Below are 18,531 nucleotides of genomic sequence, written 5' to 3' on the forward strand. Positions count from 1 at the left end.
TCGGCGGACACGGCGGCCTCGGAGGCCAAGGTGATCACGGGGGTCACGTGTGCGTCGTGCAAGGCGTCACACGTCGCTGCGCAGCAGCCGGTATGCCGCACCGGCCAGGGCGAGTGCCGTCCAGCCGAGGAAGACCAGCAGCCCGGCCCCGGGCGACAGGCTGGTGGCGTCGTGGGTCAGGGCGAAGATCGACTCGCCCGCGTTGCTGGGCAGATAGGGGATGATGCCGTCACGCCAGGAGCTGGGCAGCAGGGAGACCAGGCCGGGAATCAGCATCAGCGTGGCGACGAGGACGGAGATGCCGCCTGCCACCGAGCGCAGCAGGGCGCCCAGGGCGGTGCCGATCACGCCGACCAGGCCGAGGTAGAGGCCGGCGCCCAGCAGGCTCCGGATGACGCCGGCATGTGAGAAGTCCATGGCGGCGGGTGTGCCGGAGACGATGCGGCTGCCGAAGAGGAAGGCGACGAAGACGCCGAGCGTTGCGACGACCAGCGCTACCAGGCCGAACACGGCTGCCTTGGACCACAGGACCGGGAGCCGGCGCGGCACCGCCGCCAGGGTGGAGCGGATCATGCCGGTCGAGTACTCGCCCGCGGTGACCAGCACGCCGAGGACGCCCAAGGCCAACTGGGCGAAGTTCGTTCCGAAGAGCGACAGGCTCACGGCGGTCGAACGGGCGAAGTCCCGGTCCATGTGGTCTGAGCCGATCCCGGACTTGTACCGGCTCGAGGCGATCAGTCCGAACGCGATCAGGAACAGCAAGCCCAGTCCCAGGGTGATCCAGGTCGACCGCAGGGACCAGAGCTTGGCCCATTCCGAGGCCAGCACGCGCCGCCCGGTCACCCGGTAGGCGGGGCGGGCGGGGGCACCGGGAGGCGCTTCCGTAAGGGCGGTGACGGTGGTCATGCAGTCCTCTCAAGGGGCTCGACGGTCTCGGTGCCGGTCGTGGAGCCGTGGTACTCCACGGCATCCCTGGTCAGGTCCATGAACGCCTGCTCCAGCGACACCTGGCGCGTGCTCAGTTCGAACAGCGCGATCCCGTGCTCGGCGGCCTTCAGACCGATCTCGCGTGCGGTCAGCCCGGTCACCTGCAGATCCTCAGAACCGATGTGCCCGGTGATGTCGACCCCCGGCCCTGCCAGGACGTCCCGCAGCCGGGCCGGGTCCTGGGTAGCCACCTGCACGGTGTCGCCCCCCGCCTCGCGCACCAGGTCCCGCACGGTCGTGTCGGCCAGCAGCCGGCCGCGCCCCACGATGATCAGGTGGTCCGCCACCAGTGCCACCTCGCTCATCAGGTGCGAGGACACGAACACCGTGCGTCCCTGCTCGGCGAGCGACGTCAGCAGGTTGCGTATCCAGAGCACGCCTTCGGGGTCCAGCCCGTTGACGGGTTCGTCCAGCATGACCGTCTGCGGGTCGCCCAGCAGCGCCGCGGCGATGCCGAGTCGCTGGCCCATACCGAGGGAGAAGGCACCGGCCCGCTTCTTCGCCACGCTGCCGAGCCCGGCGAGTTCGATGACCTCGTCGACCCGGCGGCGCGGGATGCCGTGCGTCAGCGCCAATGCCCTGAGGTGGTGGTAGGCCGAGCGGCCCGGGTGGATCGACTTCGCTTCCAGAAGGGCGCCGACCTCCTGCAGCGGTGCCCGGTGCCTTGCGTAGCGGTGACCGTTCACCGTGACGGAGCCGCTGGTGGGGGCGTCCAGCCCGACGACCATGCGCATCGTCGTGGACTTGCCCGCTCCGTTGGGCCCCAGGAAGCCGGTCACCGTGCCCGGCTTCACGACGAAGTCCAGGCCGTCGACGGCCGTCTTCTCCCCGTACCTCTTGGTCAGCTGCTGCGCGTCGATCATGGGCGCTCTTTCTCTCGGGCTCGGCGTCCGTCGGATCCGGCGCCTCACCCGCAACGCTAAGTCCCGATCGTTCCGACTCGGTGGTACTGGAGGCTGAAACGGCCCGCGCGCGTGGTACCGCGGTACTACGCGCTTCCGAGCGCGCGCCGCGGTGAGTGTGCCCGGCGGAAAATTTCACGGATATCACCAACGCAACCATCGTGACCAGGGAATTCGCCGAGCTGTTCAGGTTGCGTTCAGGTAGGCCGTGCGGTGGTGAAATTTATGCTCCGGAAGCCCCAAAGCAATGGCAAACGTGTCCAGTGTTCAAGAGTTCACCATGTCATCGTGCGATCATGACTACAGAGCACCTCCTCGACGACCGGCCCCTGGCCCCCATACGGCAGATGGCGAACAAGGTGCCGGAGGTGACCGTCTACTTCTGGATCATCAAGGTGCTCACCACCGGGATGGGCGAGACCGCGTCGGACCTGCTGGCGCGGGTGCTCGGCCCGGTGCCGGCGGTTGCGCTCGGTGGTCTGGCCCTGGTGGCTTCCCTGGCGGTGCAGTTCGCTCTCCGCCGGTACGTCGCCTGGGTGTACTGGACCGCCGTCGTCATGGTCAGCGTGTTCGGCACGATGGCGGCCGACGTCCTGCACGTCGGCCTCGGCATCTCCTACACGGTGTCCACACCGTTCTTCGTCACGGTCCTGGCCGCCGTGTTCGCCCTCTGGTACGCCGCGGAGCGGACGCTGTCCGTCCACGGCATCCGGACCCGCCGCCGCGAGACCTTCTACTGGGCGGCGGTCCTCGCCACCTTCGCCCTCGGCACCGCCGCCGGCGACCTGACCGCCACCGTCGGCTTCGGCTACCTCGGCTCGGTCGTCCTCTTCGCCGCCGCGATCTGCGTGCCCGCGCTCGCCCACCGCTTCGCCGCCCTGAACGCCGTGACCGCTTTCTGGACGGCCTACGTCATCACCCGGCCCCTCGGCGCCTCCCTCGCCGACTGGATGGCGCTCGGGCACACCCGGGGCGGGCTCGGGCTGGGACTGGGGCCGGTCACCCTCGCCTGGACGGTCGCCATCGTCTGCTTCGTCGGGTATTTGGCCACCTCGCGCCGTGACACGCCCAGCGGTGAGGCGAACTGACGGCCGGGACCGGACGTCAGGGGACGTTTCCGTCCCCGTTCTGGTCATCGTGGTCGCCGGTATCCAGGCCGCGGCGCTCGTCCTCGTGGACCACGCGGGCTGCGCGGCCAGGTGCGCGGGTGTCTCGCCGCGCCGCCGTCATCACGGCGATGCACCGTCACTGCGGCGGCGGCTGTGGAATCGGCCGGTCTCGGGCAGCGCCGTCCAGCACCGGCAACGCCGCGTTACGCAGTGAACCCGGATTCCGGTGTGCTCAGGCCCAGCCGCGAGAGCCGGCGAAGAGCGTACGGCGGCTGTCCGCAACGGAATCCTGCACCGTACTGCCCGTAATGGTCTGCCTCGGCCTTCCCGTCGGCCGCCTGCGCACGCCCACACCGCGCCTGAAGGCTGCCCTGAACGCCGTGGCCATCGGCATCCTGACCTTCCTCGTATGGGACGTTCTGACCCACGCCTGGGAACCGGTCGACGAGGCGCTGAGCAAGCACGCATGGGCGAGCGTCGCGTCCGGGGGCGTCACCCTGGCCGTAGGTCTCACGGCCGGCCTGGCCGGGCTCGTCCACTACGACGCCTGGGTCAGCCGCCGCCGGGCCGCCTCCGCCCGCCCGACCGGGCCCGGTGCCGCCACCGCCGAGCCGGCACCGAAGACCCGCAGTCAGGCGGGCTCGCTCGCGCTGATGATCGCCACCGGCATCGGCCCGCACAACTTCGCCGAGGGCCTGGCCATCGGCAACTCCACCGCCCAGGGCGAACTGTCCCTCGCCTTCCTGCTGATCGTCGGGTTCGGCCTGCACAACGCGACCGAGGGCTTCGGCATCGTCACCCCCCTGGGCGCCGAAGGCGAACGCCCGTCCTGGCCGAACCTGCTGCGGCTCGGCCTCATCGGCGGCGGCCCCACCTTCCTCGGCACGCTCCTCGGCCAGCACCTGGTCAACGACACCCTTTCGATCGCCTTCCTCGGTCTCGCCGCAGGATCGATCCTCTACGTCGTCATCGAACTGCTGGCGGTCGCCCGCAGGATCGGGCTGAAGACACTCACGACCTGGTGCGTCCTGCTAGGCCTCCTGCTCGGTCTCGCCACCGACGCCGTCGTCACGGCGGCCGGCGCCTGAACGGGCGGCGGCGCTCCGGCCCCGGTGACCGCTGTACCTCTGCCGCCCTGGCCGCCCGACCGGTGTCGCGAACCGCGTGCCGAGTCCGAATCGGCGTCATCAACCTGCCCGCCGGTACGGGGTACACCACGGCGAGGACAGTCGCCTACGGCCCGTCGGTCTGGGCCCGGTGGCCCGCGCCATCCCCCGGAAGGCGCGTCTGCCCGTGTTCCTGGCCGGCGGCCCCGGCACGGGCGAGGTGCGCTGACCCGGCGCGGCTGACGGGATGTCTTCCGATACGGGTGGCTCGTACGGGCCGGAGCCGAATGCGGGCGTCGATGCCGCCTTGGGGTGCGGCGTCGAGTGTGACGTCGCCTCCGCTGGCCCGGGTGAGCAGCCGGACCATGGACAGGCCGAGACCCGTGCCGTCGTGGTGTGTGTCGGTGGCACGCCAGAACCGTTCGAAAGCCCGTTGCCGTTCGGTTTCGGTCATGCCGGGGCCTTGATCGACCACGTGCAGCTCGGCCATGGGTGGTGTACGGCCGGAGTCGGTGGGTGCCGGTGCGGTTGCGAGGGTGATGGTGCTGCCGGGAGGAGACGCCCGCAGTGCGTTGGAGAGCAGGTTGTCGATGATCTGCTCGAGTGCTCCCGGGACTGCCCACACCGGTCCGGCCGGGGTTCCGGCCACGCTGATGTCGACGCGCTGTTCACCGGCGAACGCTGTCCAGATGGCCGCGCGGTCGGCCACGACGGCGTCGAGGTCGATGACCTCCGCTGTGATCGCCGAGTTCTCCAGGCGGGCCAGGGCGAGCAGCCCCTGCACCATGCGGCTGAGCCGTCCCACTTCGCCGATCGCTTCGTCGAGACTGTGCTGGGCGCAGGGGGCGAGATGAGGCTCGAAGTTCTCAAGGCGCAGGCGTAGTGAGGTCAGCGGGGTCTTCAGTTGGTGTGACGCCTCGGAGGCGAAGGCTTCCTGGGCGTGGAGCAGGTGCTGGAGCCGGTTTGCCGTGCGCGTGAAGGAGGTGGCCAGCTGGCGCAGTTCCGGCGGCCCGCGGTCGGTGGCCGGATGGTCGGTGAGGCGGCCGTCGGCGAGTTGCCTGGTGGCGCATTCCAGGGCTCGGAGGGGCCGGGTGATCCAGCGGGCCAGTGCAAAGCCGATGAGAGCGACCATGACCAGCACGCCCAGCCCGACCAGGGCGAGCGCCATCCAGGTGGCGTGGACCTTCTGGGCCAGTGGGCCAAGGGAGTACAGGGTCCGCACGACGCAGGGCACCGTGTCGCTGGAGGCCCCTGGCACGGTGGCGAACAGGACTTTGCCGCCCGGGACGAGGTCGTGGCTGATGCCGGTGGCGGGCCGGTCGCTCAGGGCGGCGGCGATGTCCGGTTCGGAGGAGAGGTTCCTTCCCACGGTGGTGGCGGTCGTGGTGTCGGTGAGGACGACGCCCCTCCGGTCGGCGACGAGCACGCTGCTGCCGGTCCGCCGGGCGTAGCTGCGGGCGAGCTGGGGCAGATCGGAGGCCAGTCCGTGCTCGATCTTCTCCTCGCACACCGAGGCGAGTGTCACCGCGCCCAGTTCCGCGGTGCGGGAGAAGCGGTTCAGCTCGCTGCGGGCGTAGACGAAACCGAACGGCACTTCGAGGGCCAGCAGGACGAGCGTCATGAGGCTGAGGTAGCTGAGCAGGAGGCGGCGGGTCATCGGGCACCTCTGTGGAACTGTCCGAGCGGTGCCTGGAAGGTGGCGTCGGCCCTTCCCGGCGGTGGTACGAGGCGGAATCCGATGCCGCGGATGTTCTCGATCCAGGAGGGATCACCGAGTTTGCGACGCAGGGCGGCGATGTGGACGTCAAGCGTCTTGGTCGGGCCGAAGTAGTGCAGCTCCCAGGCGGTGTCGAGGATCTGCTGGCGGGAGAAGACGGCTCCGGGGTCCTCGGCGAGGCAGACGAGGAGGTCGAACTCCTTGGGAGCCAGGGCGATGGGCGACTGGTGCAGATGCACTTGGCGGGTGCGTCGGTCGATGGTCAGGGGCCCGATCCGCTGGGCGCCCGGTACACCGTCCCGGTCCGGGCCGCTGGCGAACTCCCCCACGGGACCGCACGGGCCGGCGGATGGAGCGCGGGTCCGGCGCGTGACGGCGCGGATCCGGGCCACCAGCTCCCGGGTCCCGAACGGCTTGGACAGATAGTCGTCCGCGCCCAGTTCCAGGCCGAGCACTCGATCGACCTCGGAGTCCCGGGCAGTGATCATGATAATCGGGACAGCGGAACGGACCCGCAGTTCCCGGCAGACGTCGATGCCGTCCATGTCGGGCAGCCCCAGGTCCAGCAGGACCATCTCCGGTTCGCTGGCGGACAGGCCCTCGGCACCCGTCCGCGCGTGTTCCACGGTGAACCCGAAGCGGCACAGCCCCTCCATCAGAGGTTCGGCCACCCGGTCGTCGTCCTCGATCAGCAGCACGTGCATGCCATCAGGCTCACAAACGGCACGCCTGCCGTGCGGGTCAATCGCCGGTGCATACCCCGTGTCGGTGATCCGGGCCGAGCCGGTTCCGTGACGTCGGCACAGGTGAGGCCCCTGACGGGCTCGTGGGAATTCCCCCGGATGGCGCAGTCGGAGACCAGGAGTGTGCTCGGACATCCAGTGCGTCGACAGCGCGTGGTCAGGGAACGGTTAAGAGCCCGGATGCCGATCGCGTCGAATGAAGCACGGCCAAGAGTCGCGGACTGACCGGGTAACTCCTGCTTGCCGGGCTTGGTCTCGTGAAACACCTGTACCGCTCCGCTGGCGTCTCCTGACTGTGGCGCGATGGTTCCGTCAAGCCGAATGCGGGCCAGGAAAGCGTGGGGAGTTCAGGTATTCCTCCCGTCCCGTGGCGTTTCTCGCGGCGCTTGCTGTATGTGCGCTGGGCATTCGTTTACACAGCTCCCCGTAGTGTCGTGCTGCCGACGGGCCACAGGCACGCCGCACAAAGGACCCCCCACACAATTATTGGACATAGGCATGCCAAAAACAGGCTCGAACGTCTTCACGAATCGGCTGTCTTCATCTCTTCCGGGACGGTGCTGATGTCTCAGACCGCGGTCGAAGAGCTGCGCCTGGTGCGCCCGGATCTGGTGGAGCCGTTCATGCACGCGCTCCCGGCGGCACGTGCCACCGTGCTGGGCCGGCTGTGGGGCGCTTTCGCCCGCGAGCCGGTTCCCGGAGTGACCGGCCGGCGGCGAGAGGCGGAGACGCTGGTGTGCACTCTCGACAGCGGTGGCCGTCTCACCGCCCCCGACGCGTATGCCCAGCGGTTCGCCCGGATTCCCGAGGACTTCACCGTCATGGGACCCGAAGGGCCCCTCCGCGAGCCGGCAGAGCTGCTGGCGCAGCTGAAGTCACGCACAGCCGCGGCAAGCCGGCTCGCCGCGGAGCTGGACAACAGTGTCGTCAACCTGGCTCTGGCCCGCGCCGCGAACGCCGGAGGACCCCCTCCACTGCGCGACTCGGCCGACGCCGAGCAGGCAGTCGTCGACGGCCACCCGCAGCACCCGTGCTGCCGCACCCGCACCGGCATGTCCGTCGCCGATGTGCTCGCCTACGCGCCCGAACACCATCCGGTGATCCGGCTGGCCCTGCTCGCCGTCCCGGCCGACCGCTTGCAGAAGGCCGGCACATGGCCCGCGGAGCTGCGTGACGGCGACACGTTCCTGGTCCCGGTGCATCCTTGGCAGCGGGATCACGTGCTGGTACGCCACCGCGACCTCGCCGTGACGCGGCACACACTGCCGGCCCGGCCGCTGCTGTCACTGCGCACCCTGGCGCCGTCGGCCGGTCTCGCGGGCTGCCACATCAAGACCGCGCTCGACGTCCAGGTCACCAACTACCGCCGCACCATCTCACCGGTCGAGGTCGCCGACGGCCCGCCCCTGTCGGAGCTGGTCTCGGCGGTCGTCGAGAAGGCCGGGTTCGACGGAAGCCTGCACGTCCTGCGCGAGCTGGGCGGCGGCGCGGTACGGGTGGACGGCCGGGTGTCCGCGAGCCTGGCCGCGATGGTCAGGGAGTCCACCGAGCACCACCTCGGCGACGGCGAGATCGCCGTTCCGCTGACGGCCGTGTACGCCACCGACGCCGCCGTCGTGGCAGGCGATCCTGTGCGCTGGCTGGCAGACTTCGCCGAACTCGTCCTGCCTCCGGTGCTGGCGCTGCTGTCCATGGGAGTGGCCCTGGAGGCCCACGGCCAGAACACCCTGGTAGTACTGCGAAACGGACGGCCGGTGCGGGTGCTGTACCGGGATCTGGACGGGGTACGGGTCAGTCCCCGCCGACTGGCCGCCTGCGGGTTCACGCTGCCGCCGCTGGAAGGCACCCGCGCCGGCGACGACATGCACGCGCTGCGCGCCAAGCTGTTCGGCGGACTGCTCAGCGGGGTCTTCAGCGAACTGGTCGACGTCCTCGCCCGCACCCGGGCCGCAGATCCCGGGACGCTGTGGGAGACGGTGGCCGAGGCTGGCCGCCGCGTGTACAGCGAGCTGCCCGACAACGGGGACGCGGCAGCGTTCTTCGGCGACACACTGCCACTGAAGGCGACCGTCGCGATGCGTCTGGCCGAGGACACCGGCGCGGCGCAGTGGACTCCCGTCCCCAATCCTCTCGCCCTGCACCGCTGCCCCCCGCAGCCCCGGGTGCGGCCACGGAAGCACCGGTCCATCCGGTCCTGGCATGGCCAATGGCCGCACGACGGCCGGCCGACGACCGACACATGACTTCGGACGTACTGGAGCCACTGCATGACCACCTCCGCCACTGCCCCCAGCCACACAACCACGACCGTCACCGCCGCCACCGCATCCGACAGCTCCGCGCAGACGGCCGACGTCGTCACCGCTCACACACTGCTCAACTGCCTGATCCGCGAGGTCTCCGCTCCCGAGCACCAGGTGACCGTGGACCAGGACCACCTTCTGCTGCGCCTGCCCCGACGTGACCTGCTGTTGCGCGCCCGACTGCGCAGGGTCTCGCTGATCGGCGCCCACCGTTTCCAGGGGCCGGCCGAGCGGCTCGACAGCGACGGCTGGGTCACCATCGGCTGGCGGGAACTGGCCGGCTACGTCCAGGACGAACTGGAGCAGCGCACCGGCACAGCCAACGACGAGTTCCTGGACCAGATCCGCGACAGCCGCGAGACCATCCGCACCGCCCTGGAGCAGCGGGCCGACGCGACGCCGGATACGGATCTCTACCTCGCTTCGGAACAGTCCCTGGTGTTCGGCCACCGCTTCCACCCCACGCCCAAGGCCCGCACCGGGGACCCTGCGGACTGGCTGGTCTACGGGCCGGAAACAGGCGCCCGCTTCCGGCTTCGCCATCTGGCCGTGCGCCGCCACCTGGTGCAGGAGGAGGGCGACCTGCGCGAGCTCGACGCGCTGTGCCCGGCGCCGGATCCGGGCTTCGTGACCCTGCCGGTGCACCCCTGGCAGTTCCGGCTCCTGAGCGACCACCCCCGCCTGCGCGCGGCGGTGGACGCGGGCGAGGTCGTGGACACCGGCCTGAGCGGGCCGGAGCTGGTGCCCACCGCATCCGTGCGCACCCTGTACCAACCGGACGCGGACACGTTCCTGAAGTTCAGCCTGAACGTCCGCCTCACCAACTGCCTACGCAGACACGCCCGTTACGAACTCACCGGTGCCGTCGCCCTGAACCAGCTCGTCCAGCCCGTCATGGCCCGGATCGCCGACCGCTTTCCCGGCTGCGCACTGCTCGCCGAGCCGGGCTACCGCACGCTCGCCGTCGACGACGACACCGCCCTGCTGGAGGGCTTCGGCGTCATCGTCCGCTCCGGCCTGCGCCCTCATCTTCGTCCCGGTGTCACGCCTGTGCTGGCCGCCGCGATCGCGGACGAGTACCCCACCAGTGCGGCCCACGTCTCTCATCTGCTCGCCCGTGGCGACGGAGACGTCCTGGCCTGGTGGGAGGCATACCTGCGGCTGCTGCTGCCGCCGGTGCTGGCCGCCTACTTCGACCACGGCGTCGTCCTGGAACCCCACCTGCAGAACGTCGTCGTCGGCGTGAACGACGAGGGCTCACCCGCGCAGATGCTGTTCCGCGACCTGGAGGGAACCAAACTCCTGTCCCACCATCACCATCACGCCCTCGCCGCTCTGCCCGAAGACGTCAGCAGATCCCTCACCTACGACGCCGAACACGGCTGGAACCGCCTCGCCTACTGCTTGCTGGTCAACCACGTCGCCGAACTCCTCGGTGCCCTCGCCGACCTCGGTCCGGCACGCGAACCGGCCCTGTGGGGCCTGGTCCGCGACCACCTGGACGCCTACGCCCGCACCGCCGCCGACCCACCACGGCTGCGCGCCCTGCTGGCCGGTGTTCCGCTGCCCGCCAAAGCCAACCTCCTGCTGCGCTGGGCTCGGCGGGCGGACCGGCACGCCACCTACGTCCCCCTGCCCAGCCCGCTCGGCAGGCACTTCCCCCGCGAGGTGAACCGGTGAGACCCGCTCTGCTCCACCACGTCCACCAACTGTCCGACGACGACCTACCCGCCTACGTGTACGACCTGCCCGCCCTGCGCGAGCACGCGCGCGCGATCCGGGCCGCGCTGCCGAGACGCGTCGAGTTGCTGTACGCGGCGAAGGCCAACTCCGACCCGCGCCTGCTGCGTGCCCTCGCCGAGCATGTCGACGGGTTCGAGGTGGCCTCGGGCGGCGAGATCCGCCACATCCGCGGCCTCCTCCCCGACGCGCCGATCGCCTTCGGCGGCCCCGGCAAGACCCCGGCCGAACTGGCCCAGGCCCTGGACGCCGGGGCGGAACGCCTCCACATCGAAAGCGAACACGAGCTGCGCACCCTGACTACCCTGCTGGGCGACCGTACCGCCGACGTCCTCCTGCGCGTCAACGTACCGGTGGTGGTCCGCTCGGTCGCGCTGGCCATGGGCGGCGGGCCCAGCCCCTTCGGTCTGGACCCCTCCCAGCTGGACCGGTGCCTGCACATCATCGCCGCCGACGGCCGTATCCGGCTGCACGGGCTCCACGCCCACCTGGCCAGCGGCCTTGACGCGCGCGCCCACCTCGCGCTCGTCGATCAGGTCATGAGCTGGGCAGACCGCTGGGCGCACCCACGGGGGATGATCCTGACCGAGGTCAACATCGGAGGCGGAATGGGCGTCGACTACGCCGACCCCCGCCACGTCTTCGACTGGCCGGCCTTCGGCATCGGACTGCGCCGGACCCTGGAGCGCCACCCCGGCCTGACGCTGCGGATCGAACCGGGCCGCTCGGTCACCGCCTACTGCGCCTGGTACGTCACCCAGGTCCTGGACATCAAGTTCAGCCGCGGCGAGGCGTTCGCCGTCCTGCGCGGAGGCACACACCACCTGCGCACGCCCGCCGCGAAACAGCACGACCAGCCCTTCGAGGTCATCCCCGACGACTCCTGGCACCAGCTCTGGGGCCGTCCCGAGGCCCGTGACGAACCGGTGACCCTCGTCGGGCAACTGTGCACGCCCAAGGACGTCCTGGCCCGCCGAATCAGGGTCGACCGGCTGCGGGTGGGCGACCGGATCGCCTTCGCGATGGCGGGCGCCTACGCATGGAACATCTCCCACCAAGAGTTCCTCATGCACCCCCACCCGGCCTTCCACTACGTCGACGGCTCCGACGCTCCCGTCGCAGACGCCTACGCCTTCCAGACGGCATGAGCACGGATCACCAAGCCGACGCACGGAGGGGAGGCAAGGCTTCGAGCGCGGCGCTCGACACGCTCACCATCCGCCCCTTCCGCCGTTATCTGCTGGGCCAGCTGACCTCCAACATCGGCACCTGGATGCAGCGCGCCGCCCAGGATCTGCTGGTCCTGCACCTCACCGGAAACAGCGGCAGCGCGGTCGGTGTGGTGACCGCGCTGCAGTTCCTGCCCCAGACTCTGTTCGGCCTGACCGGGGGCGTCCTCGCCGACCGGTTGCCCAAGCGCCGGCTGCTGCTGATCACGCAGACCGCCATAGCGGTGCAGTCCCTGCTGCTGGGGCTGCTGACCGTCACCGGGGCGGTGACTCTGTGGTCCGTTCATGCGCTGGCCCTGGCCCTCGGCACCGCCACCGCCGTGGACAGCCCCGCCCGCAACGCCTTCATCTCCGAACTGGTCAGCCGGGAGAGGGTGCCCGCCGCGATCAGCCTGAACTCAGCCCAGTTCAACGTCGCCCGCATCCTCGGCCCCGCCGCGGCCGGTCTGACCGTCGCCGTCATGGGCACCGGCCCGGTGTTCCTCATCAATGCCGTCTCCTACCTGGCGGTCCTGTACGGGCTGATCAGCATTCCCCCCGGCGCCCCGCGCGAGCCCAGCGCGCCTCAGCGCCGCGGTCCAAGGCTGACCGAGGCGTTCCGTCACATCACCGCCACCCCGGAACTGCTGCTGCCGATCACTCTCATCGCCGTCGTCGGCACCTTCGGGTTCAACTTCCAGGTCACCCTCTCCCTCGTAGCCCTGAAGGTCTTTCACTCCGGCGCCGCCGCCTTCGGCTGCCTCTCGGCCGCCTACGCGGCAGGCAGCCTCATCGGCGCGGCGCTCGCTGCCCACGACGGTCGGCCTCCCACCGCACGGCGCCTGGTCACCGCAACCGCAGTCTTCGGAGTGCTGGAAGCGGCGCTGGGCCTGATGCCTGGCTACGGCACATTCACGGCGCTGCTGATCCCCACCGGCTACGCCGCAGTCACCGTCACCACCACCGCCAACGCCCTGACCCAACTGCGTGCCGAGCCGCACCTGCGCGGCCGCGTGCTGTCCGTGTACTTCCTCGTCCTCCTCGGCGGCACACCCATCGGCGCCCCCCTCGTCGGCCTGGTCTCCGACGCCTTCGGTACCCGCTCCTGCCTGATCCTCGGCGGCATCGTCTCGACGGCTTCCGCGCTCGCTCTCTCGTCGGTGATCGCCCGGCGCCGACGGCTGGACCGTCCAAGGCAGGCCGCCGGACCGGTCGGCGCACCACTCCCCGGCACACCTCAGGCCGGCATATCCGGCAGGACTCCCTCCACGGGTGAGGAGCGCTTCCCCCGGTGAGCATGCCCTTGAGCTGGCGGCGTGCCGTTCTGGACGATCAAGATCGTGGCGACCACGCGCCAGGGTGGGTGCCGGTGTGCGGCCTCGTCGAGGTGTCCGGCTACAAAGCCGTCGTTACGCACGTCGCGACTGGCAGGGCGCTGACCAGGGACAATGGAGAACTCTCGCTGAAGTATCTAGGGTCAGCGCGTGGCTTTTATCGTGGTGTGCGAGGATGACGCGGCGGTCCGCGACGTACTCAAGCGCGCACTCGAGCACGACGGCCACAGGGTGGCGGTCGCTTCTACGGCGGACAGCCTGCTGCGGAACCTTGATCCGGTCCCTCAGCTGGTCGTCCTCGATCTAGGGCTCCCGGACGCTGACGGCCGCGATGTCTGCTTGGCGCTGCGGGCACGTGGCGTTGATGCTCCGGTGCTGATGCTCACCGCTCTGGACGGCATGCATCACAAGGTGGGCGGCTTCGAGGCGGGAGCCGACGACTACATGACGAAACCGTTCGACGTCCCGGAGCTGCTGGTGAGGGTCCGCGCCCTGCTGCGCAGAACAACCGCGACGACCCCGCCGGGGGGCGTCGTTCTCGACCCGGCGAAACATGTCGTGATCCACGGTTCGGCAAGCGAGAGCCTGACGCCGACCGAGTTTCGGTTGTTGGGCAGGCTCATCGCCTCGCAGGGCGACGCTGTACGCCGCCACGCCCTCGTCGCTGCCGGCTGGCCGCATGGCGCGCAGGTCAGCGACAACACCCTCGACTCCTTCGTACGCCGGCTACGGACCAAACTCGGCGCGCTGGGCGTGGCCGATCGCCTGGCGACGGTCCGTGGGGTGGGCTATCGATGGGAGTGACGGGTTTCCGTGGGAGAGTCGTCGCGCTTGCGGTTCTGATCGCCACGGCGGTGGCCGCCGTGCTGGTGGTGGTCTCGCACGTCTTGCTGAGCGGGGTGACCGACGCCGACGCGAACGCTCTGGCGCATACACGTGCAGAGGCGGTGGCGGCGAACGCAGCCGTACGCGGTGGCCACGTCGTGCTGATCGAGAGCGGCAACGAAGCGCTGGACACGGTCTCGTGGGTGTATGCAGATGGGCACCTCATTGACGGGATCGTCCCGGACGGCCTTCGTGGCCGCGTCGAGGCGCTTGCCGGCTCCGGGCAGTCCCAGACCACCACGATCGGCAGATACCTGCTGTATGCCCAGCCGATCCGGCTCGAAGGCCACCGCGTCGTGGCAGTCGTGAGGGTGGATCTGACGCCGTACGACACGTCAGAGCAGCGCAGCCTGGCGATGTCGCTCATCTTGGGTGGTATCACGATCCTGCTCGCAGGCGTCGTCGCGTACCTCGTGGTGGGTCGTGCGTTGCGGGTGGTTCGCGAAATGGCCGCTCTTGCCGACGACTGGGGCGAGCACGAACCCGGGCGCCGATTCGGCCTCGGCGTTCCTCGCGATGAGTTCGGGGAGCTCGGGCGAACTCTCGACCGCCTGCTTGACCGCGTAGACAACGCGCTCGCGGACGAGCGCCGGCTCACCGATGAGATCGCCCACGAGTTGCGGACTCCCTTGACGGCGCTGCGGGGCGAGGCACAGTTGGCGCAACTCTCCGCTCACCGTGTGTCACCAGAGTATGTTCTGACCGAGGTCGATCGTCTGAACACGGCGATCACGACGATTCTGAGTGCCGCCCGCACGCGGATCGACGCCGGTACCCGCTGCGATCTCAGGGCGGCGGCGCGAGAGGCGATCGCCGGTCGCTCCATCGAACTCGCCATCCCGGCCAACGTCGATGTCGCCGTGGCAAGCGAACTCGTCGTGGCTGTGTTGTCACCGCTGCTGGAGAACGGCCTGCGGCATGCGAGCTCGCGGGTTTGGATCACGGCGCGCATCCAGCCCCAGGGCGTCGTGACCGATGTCCTCGACGACGGCCCGGGGTTCGATCCGGCGGAGGTTGACCGGGTCTTCGAAGCCGGCGTGACCAGGGGCAACGGGCACGGGTTGGGGCTGGCCGTGGTGAGGCGTCTCGCCGCGTCCGCGGGAGTGGCGGTCCGCGCGATCGCGGATGGTCACGGCCGCGTCGAGGTGACCTTCCCCACGCCAGAAGCGATCGCGTAGTCAGGTTGTGTGCAGGTTGGCCGAGCGAACCTCCCTGCATGACAACGACGAGCGAAGCCCAGGCGCGCCGCAGCGGGCGGCTGATGCTGAACAAGGTTCCCGAGGTCACCGTCTGGTTCTGGGTGATCAAGATCCTGTGCACAACCGTCGGTGAGAGTTTCGCCGACTGGATCAACATGAAGCTGGGCGTCGGCCTCGTGAACACGGCCTGGATCTTCACCGCGGTGTTCGTGGTGGTTCTGGGCGTCCAGCTGCGACTCAAGCGGTACGTCCCCTTCCCGTACTGGCTGACCGTGGTCGTTGTCAGCGTCACGGGCACGCTGTATACCGACATCCTGACCGACCAACTCGGCGTGCCGCTGTGGATCAGCTCCGCCGTGTTCGCGGTCCTGCTCGCCGCGGTCTTCGGCGTGTGGTGGCTGCGTGAGCGCACCCTCTCGATCCACTCGGTCACGACGCTGCCGCGTGAGTCGTTCTACTGGCTCGCTGTTCTCGTCACCTTCGCGCTCGGCACCGCAACCGGTGACTGGACCCTCGAGCTCACCGGCTGGAGCCCGGGAGTCTCGGTGCTGTTGCCGCTCGGCCTCATCGCGGCGATCACGCTGCTGTGGAAGTTCGGCGCGAATCCGGTGCTGTCCTTCTGGCTCGCCTACATCCTGACCCGTCCGCTCGGTGCCAACATCGGCGACTGGCTCGCCTCTCCCAAGGTCGCTCAGCCGGGCGAGCCGACCGGCCTCGCACTGGGCACCTTCACCACCAGCCTGATCTTCCTCGGCCTGATCCTGGCGACTGTCATCTACCTGACGGTGACGCGCTCCGACGTGACCGAGAGCTACGACGCGACGCACACCCCGCAGGTCACCGCCAACCCGCACAGGGAGCGCATCGCGCTGGCGGGTTTCGGCCTCCTCGCCGTCGTCACTGGAGGCCTGCTGGTCTGGGCTCACAGCCAGCCGCACGTCGGCCCGGCGCCGGAGACCGACGCCACCTCCACCGTTCACCTCGCCCCCGGCCAGGCCGTGAAGAAGTTCCCGCCCGCGAAGGTCGACGCACTGAAGGCACTCGCATCCACCTCGCTCAAGGACGCACGGTCAGGGAACGCGGCCGGGGCCCACACCGCTGCCCAGTCGCTGCGAGACCTCTGGGATGCCGACCAAGCCTCGCTGCAGCCGCTGGACAACACCGGCTGGACGTTCCTCGACGCCCAGATGGACCAGGTACTGAAGACCTTCGGCATCGACCACCCGAACCCGCCGATGTCGCCGGCGCGACAGGAAGCCGAGCTCAACACCCTCCTCACAGATATGCGCTGACAGACCTGATCGGCGCCAGGACCGCAGTCGCCGGTGGCGCGCTGCCGCGGCATCGTTGCTTCCCGACTTCAGCGCGTGAGCACGGGTGCGGCCCTGCCGCACCCGGCTCCCGGCGCAAGCCGAGCGCGGAAGGGGAACAGCGGGACCCATGGTGTGTACCCGCTGTGCACGAGGTCGGGCGCGCTCCCCTGACAGGGCACGGTCCTTACTCGGGGGCCTTGCGCGGAGAACCGGTGTGGGTGTCCGGCCCGGGGCGATACAGGCGGTGACGGGCGACGAGTTCGAGGGTCACCGCCACCGCGACGGCCTGCACGGCCATGAGCGCGATGAGGACGAACAACTGCACCGCTCCGGCCAGCACAGGGCTGGCCCCTCCCAGGAGCATGCCGACGAAGGCGCCGGGGAGCGTGACCAGCCCGACCGTACGGGTCTGGTCGAGACCGGGCAGGAGGGCCTCTGAGGCGGCGGAACGTGCGATCTCCATTCGCGCGTCACGGTCCGCGAGCCCCAGCGCCATCGCCGCCTCCACCTCGCCGCGGCGCTGGGACAGCTCGTCCAGGGCACGGCGTCCGGCGAGGACCGTCACGGTCAGTGCGCCACCGATGAGAATGCCGGTGACCGGGATCAGGGCGACGCCCTTCAGGGGGACGAGCCCGGTGGCGAGGAGCGCCACGACGACCGGCGTCACACCTGCGGCGATCGGAACGGCCGTCAGCCACCAGGTGTGGTTGGCGGTGATTCTCCTGCCGGCCGTGCGCACGGCCACCGTGAACATGACCACGAGGAACGCCAGGAGCCCCGGCACCGACTTGACAGCCCAGGTGATGACCACCGCGACCAGGGCGAGCTGGAGAGCGGCACGGAAGCCGGCGAGGAGGATCTCCCGGGCCCGGCTCTTGTACGGGTGCGGGTCCAGACGCGCCCAGCCCGCGACCGCCGCCGCGACCAGCAGGAGCGCGGCGAGCAGGACACCGAGTGCTGGGTTGACCGGTACGAGAGATGCCGCACTCGACGTCACGTTCACCACCTTGAAGGACTGCTGCGCGGGCCGGGGGTGTGCGCGGGTCCGCGTCCCGGCTGGCCCCGGCGGCCGGCAGCGCAGTCTACGTTGACGTCCTTCCGTCGCCGTTCACGCTCCGCTGTTCATGCCCGCCACCCCGCGGCCGCGACGAACGGGAGGACGACGCTGCCTTCACCACGCTGAACGCGAATCGCCGCCTTGGCCGCCGTCGATCGGTCGGCATGCTCCCACGGCCCCTTCCAGCCGGTAGCCGTGACCCCGCAGGGTGGTGATCCGGGGCAGTCGGCACGGGCGGGTGAGCGCGTCGGCGGCCTGGGCCAGGCGGCGTCGCAGTCCGGCCATGGTCACGTCGAGGGTCTTGGTGGAGCCGAACCAGTTCTCGTCCCACACATCGGCCATCAGAGTCTCGCGCGAGACCGCCTCGCCCGGGTGCCGGCCCAGAAGGGCGAGCAGGTCGAACTCCTTGGGCCGCAGGAGAACCTCGGTGCCCTGGAGTGTGCATCTGCGTGCGGCCAGGTCGATCACGAGGTCGCCCAGCCGGATCGGGCCGGGCACGGGCGAGGAACCGGCGTGGCGGCGCAGATGGGCGCGGAGCCGGGCGAGGAGCACGGTGAGGCTGAAGGGTTTGACGAGGTAGTCGTCGGCACCGGCGTCGAGTCCGGCGACGATATCGATGTCGTCGGTGCGTGCGGTGAGGATGACGATCAGCAGGTCCGGGAAGCGGGTACGCAGAGTGCGGGCGATGTCGAGGCCGTCGGTGTCGGGCAGCCCGAGGTCCAGGAGCACCGCGTCGAACGGGGTGCGGGCGGCCTCGGCCAGGGCGGCGGTGCCGGTACGGCTCCAGGTGGGCGTGTAGCCGTTGCCGCGCAGACCGGTCTCCAGGTGGTGGCCGATGGTGGTGTCGTCCTCGACGACGAGGACGCGCAGGCGGCTGCGGTCCGGTGTGGCGGGGGTCCCCATGGTCGACAGCGTAGGAGGAAGCGGG

15 protein-coding genes are annotated in these 18,531 nt (G+C 70.0%); 9 read left to right on the forward strand and 6 right to left on the reverse strand.

Features of this window, described 5'->3' with window-relative positions; translation table 11 throughout:
* Nucleotides 1-66: 66 nt before the first annotated feature.
* Both ACZ4SV_RS06600 and ACZ4SV_RS06605 read right to left on the reverse strand, forming a co-directional pair.
* Nucleotides 67-906 carry an ABC transporter permease gene (locus ACZ4SV_RS06600; protein WP_468001935.1) on the reverse strand — a complete coding sequence of 280 codons (840 nt, stop codon included), beginning with the start codon at nucleotides 904-906 and terminating at the stop codon, nucleotides 67-69.
* Nucleotides 903-1,850 carry an ABC transporter ATP-binding protein gene (locus ACZ4SV_RS06605; RefSeq protein WP_468001937.1) on the reverse strand — a complete coding sequence of 316 codons (948 nt, stop codon included), beginning with the start codon at nucleotides 1,848-1,850 and terminating at the stop codon, nucleotides 903-905. Before ACZ4SV_RS06605 ends, ACZ4SV_RS06600 begins: the two co-directional genes overlap by 4 nt.
* Nucleotides 1,851-2,185: 335 nt before the next feature.
* On the opposite strand from ACZ4SV_RS06605, the gene ACZ4SV_RS06610 reads away from it, so the two are divergent.
* A complete protein-coding gene (locus ACZ4SV_RS06610) occupies nucleotides 2,186-2,977 on the forward strand; it encodes a COG4705 family protein (protein WP_397935177.1) in 792 nt (263 codons plus the stop codon).
* Between the two features lie 401 nt (nucleotides 2,978-3,378).
* Nucleotides 3,379-4,086, forward strand: a complete 708-nt coding sequence (locus ACZ4SV_RS06615; RefSeq protein ID WP_468001940.1) for a ZIP family metal transporter — start codon at nucleotides 3,379-3,381, stop codon at nucleotides 4,084-4,086.
* Nucleotides 4,087-4,231: 145 nt separating this feature from the next.
* Here the strand turns inward: ACZ4SV_RS06615 and ACZ4SV_RS06620 are convergent, their stop codons facing one another.
* Together ACZ4SV_RS06620 and ACZ4SV_RS06625 are read right to left on the reverse strand one after the other, a co-directional pair.
* Nucleotides 4,232-5,761: a sensor histidine kinase gene (locus tag ACZ4SV_RS06620; protein ID WP_468001942.1), complete on the reverse strand. Its 1,530-nt coding sequence runs from the start codon at nucleotides 5,759-5,761 to the stop codon at nucleotides 4,232-4,234.
* Entirely contained in the window at nucleotides 5,758-6,525 is a 768-nt protein-coding gene (locus ACZ4SV_RS06625; RefSeq protein WP_468001944.1) for a response regulator transcription factor, read from the reverse strand. The genes ACZ4SV_RS06620 and ACZ4SV_RS06625 overlap by 4 nt, the downstream gene beginning before the upstream one ends.
* Before the next feature lie 602 nt (nucleotides 6,526-7,127).
* On the opposite strand from ACZ4SV_RS06625, the gene ACZ4SV_RS06630 reads away from it, so the two are divergent.
* The 7 genes from ACZ4SV_RS06630 to ACZ4SV_RS06660 all read left to right on the forward strand — a co-directional run bounded on the left by ACZ4SV_RS06630 (nucleotide 7,128) and on the right by ACZ4SV_RS06660 (nucleotide 16,525).
* Nucleotides 7,128-8,807: an IucA/IucC family protein gene (locus ACZ4SV_RS06630; protein WP_468001946.1), complete on the forward strand. Its 1,680-nt coding sequence runs from the start codon at nucleotides 7,128-7,130 to the stop codon at nucleotides 8,805-8,807.
* A 24-nt stretch (nucleotides 8,808-8,831) separates the two neighbouring features.
* Nucleotides 8,832-10,547, forward strand: a complete 1,716-nt coding sequence (locus ACZ4SV_RS06635; RefSeq protein ID WP_468001947.1) for an IucA/IucC family protein — start codon at nucleotides 8,832-8,834, stop codon at nucleotides 10,545-10,547.
* On the forward strand, nucleotides 10,544-11,755 hold the full coding sequence (locus ACZ4SV_RS06640; RefSeq protein WP_468001949.1) for a type III PLP-dependent enzyme: 1,212 nt from the start codon (nucleotides 10,544-10,546) through the stop codon (nucleotides 11,753-11,755). The genes ACZ4SV_RS06635 and ACZ4SV_RS06640 overlap by 4 nt, the downstream gene beginning before the upstream one ends.
* Nucleotides 11,752-13,110 (forward strand): MFS transporter, encoded by a 1,359-nt coding sequence (locus ACZ4SV_RS06645; protein ID WP_468001951.1) that lies wholly within the window; start codon nucleotides 11,752-11,754, stop codon nucleotides 13,108-13,110. The genes ACZ4SV_RS06640 and ACZ4SV_RS06645 overlap by 4 nt, the downstream gene beginning before the upstream one ends.
* A 189-nt stretch (nucleotides 13,111-13,299) precedes the next feature.
* The gene (locus ACZ4SV_RS06650; protein WP_468001953.1) at nucleotides 13,300-13,953 is read left to right on the forward strand and encodes a response regulator transcription factor; all 654 of its coding nucleotides are present in this window, start codon (nucleotides 13,300-13,302) and stop codon (nucleotides 13,951-13,953) included.
* Nucleotides 13,944-15,212 carry a sensor histidine kinase gene (locus tag ACZ4SV_RS06655; RefSeq protein WP_468001955.1) on the forward strand — a complete coding sequence of 423 codons (1,269 nt, stop codon included), beginning with the start codon at nucleotides 13,944-13,946 and terminating at the stop codon, nucleotides 15,210-15,212. Before ACZ4SV_RS06650 ends, ACZ4SV_RS06655 begins: the two co-directional genes overlap by 10 nt.
* A gap of 38 nt (nucleotides 15,213-15,250) precedes the next feature.
* Entirely contained in the window at nucleotides 15,251-16,525 is a 1,275-nt protein-coding gene (locus ACZ4SV_RS06660; RefSeq protein ID WP_468001957.1) for a COG4705 family protein, read from the forward strand.
* A gap of 205 nt (nucleotides 16,526-16,730) precedes the next feature.
* On the opposite strand, the gene ACZ4SV_RS06665 is transcribed toward ACZ4SV_RS06660, so the two are convergent.
* Together ACZ4SV_RS06665 and ACZ4SV_RS06670 are read right to left on the reverse strand one after the other, a co-directional pair.
* The gene (locus ACZ4SV_RS06665; RefSeq protein WP_397935193.1) at nucleotides 16,731-17,543 is read right to left on the reverse strand and encodes an ABC transporter permease; all 813 of its coding nucleotides are present in this window, start codon (nucleotides 17,541-17,543) and stop codon (nucleotides 16,731-16,733) included.
* 174 nt (nucleotides 17,544-17,717) lie between these two features.
* Entirely contained in the window at nucleotides 17,718-18,506 is a 789-nt protein-coding gene (locus tag ACZ4SV_RS06670; protein ID WP_468001959.1) for a response regulator transcription factor, read from the reverse strand.
* Nucleotides 18,507-18,531 lie beyond the last annotated feature (25 nt).

This window comes from Streptomyces sp. NPDC027672 (assembly GCF_055566335.1).

Coding starts and splice junctions, on each gene's coding strand:
- ACZ4SV_RS06600 (WP_468001935.1), bottom strand. CDS start 906: ATGACCACCGTCACCGCCCTTACGGAAGCGCCTCCCGGTGCCCCCGCC.
- ACZ4SV_RS06605 (WP_468001937.1), bottom strand. CDS start 1,850: ATGATCGACGCGCAGCAGCTGACCAAGAGGTACGGGGAGAAGACGGCC.
- ACZ4SV_RS06610 (WP_397935177.1), top strand. CDS start 2,186: ATGACTACAGAGCACCTCCTCGACGACCGGCCCCTGGCCCCCATACGG.
- ACZ4SV_RS06620 (WP_468001942.1), bottom strand. CDS start 5,761: ATGACCCGCCGCCTCCTGCTCAGCTACCTCAGCCTCATGACGCTCGTC.
- ACZ4SV_RS06625 (WP_468001944.1), bottom strand. CDS start 6,525: ATGCACGTGCTGCTGATCGAGGACGACGACCGGGTGGCCGAACCTCTG.
- ACZ4SV_RS06630 (WP_468001946.1), top strand. CDS start 7,128: ATGTCTCAGACCGCGGTCGAAGAGCTGCGCCTGGTGCGCCCGGATCTG.
- ACZ4SV_RS06635 (WP_468001947.1), top strand. CDS start 8,832: ATGACCACCTCCGCCACTGCCCCCAGCCACACAACCACGACCGTCACC.
- ACZ4SV_RS06645 (WP_468001951.1), top strand. CDS start 11,752: ATGAGCACGGATCACCAAGCCGACGCACGGAGGGGAGGCAAGGCTTCG.
- ACZ4SV_RS06655 (WP_468001955.1), top strand. CDS start 13,944: ATGGGAGTGACGGGTTTCCGTGGGAGAGTCGTCGCGCTTGCGGTTCTG.
- ACZ4SV_RS06660 (WP_468001957.1), top strand. CDS start 15,251: ATGACAACGACGAGCGAAGCCCAGGCGCGCCGCAGCGGGCGGCTGATG.
- ACZ4SV_RS06670 (WP_468001959.1), bottom strand. CDS start 18,506: ATGGGGACCCCCGCCACACCGGACCGCAGCCGCCTGCGCGTCCTCGTC.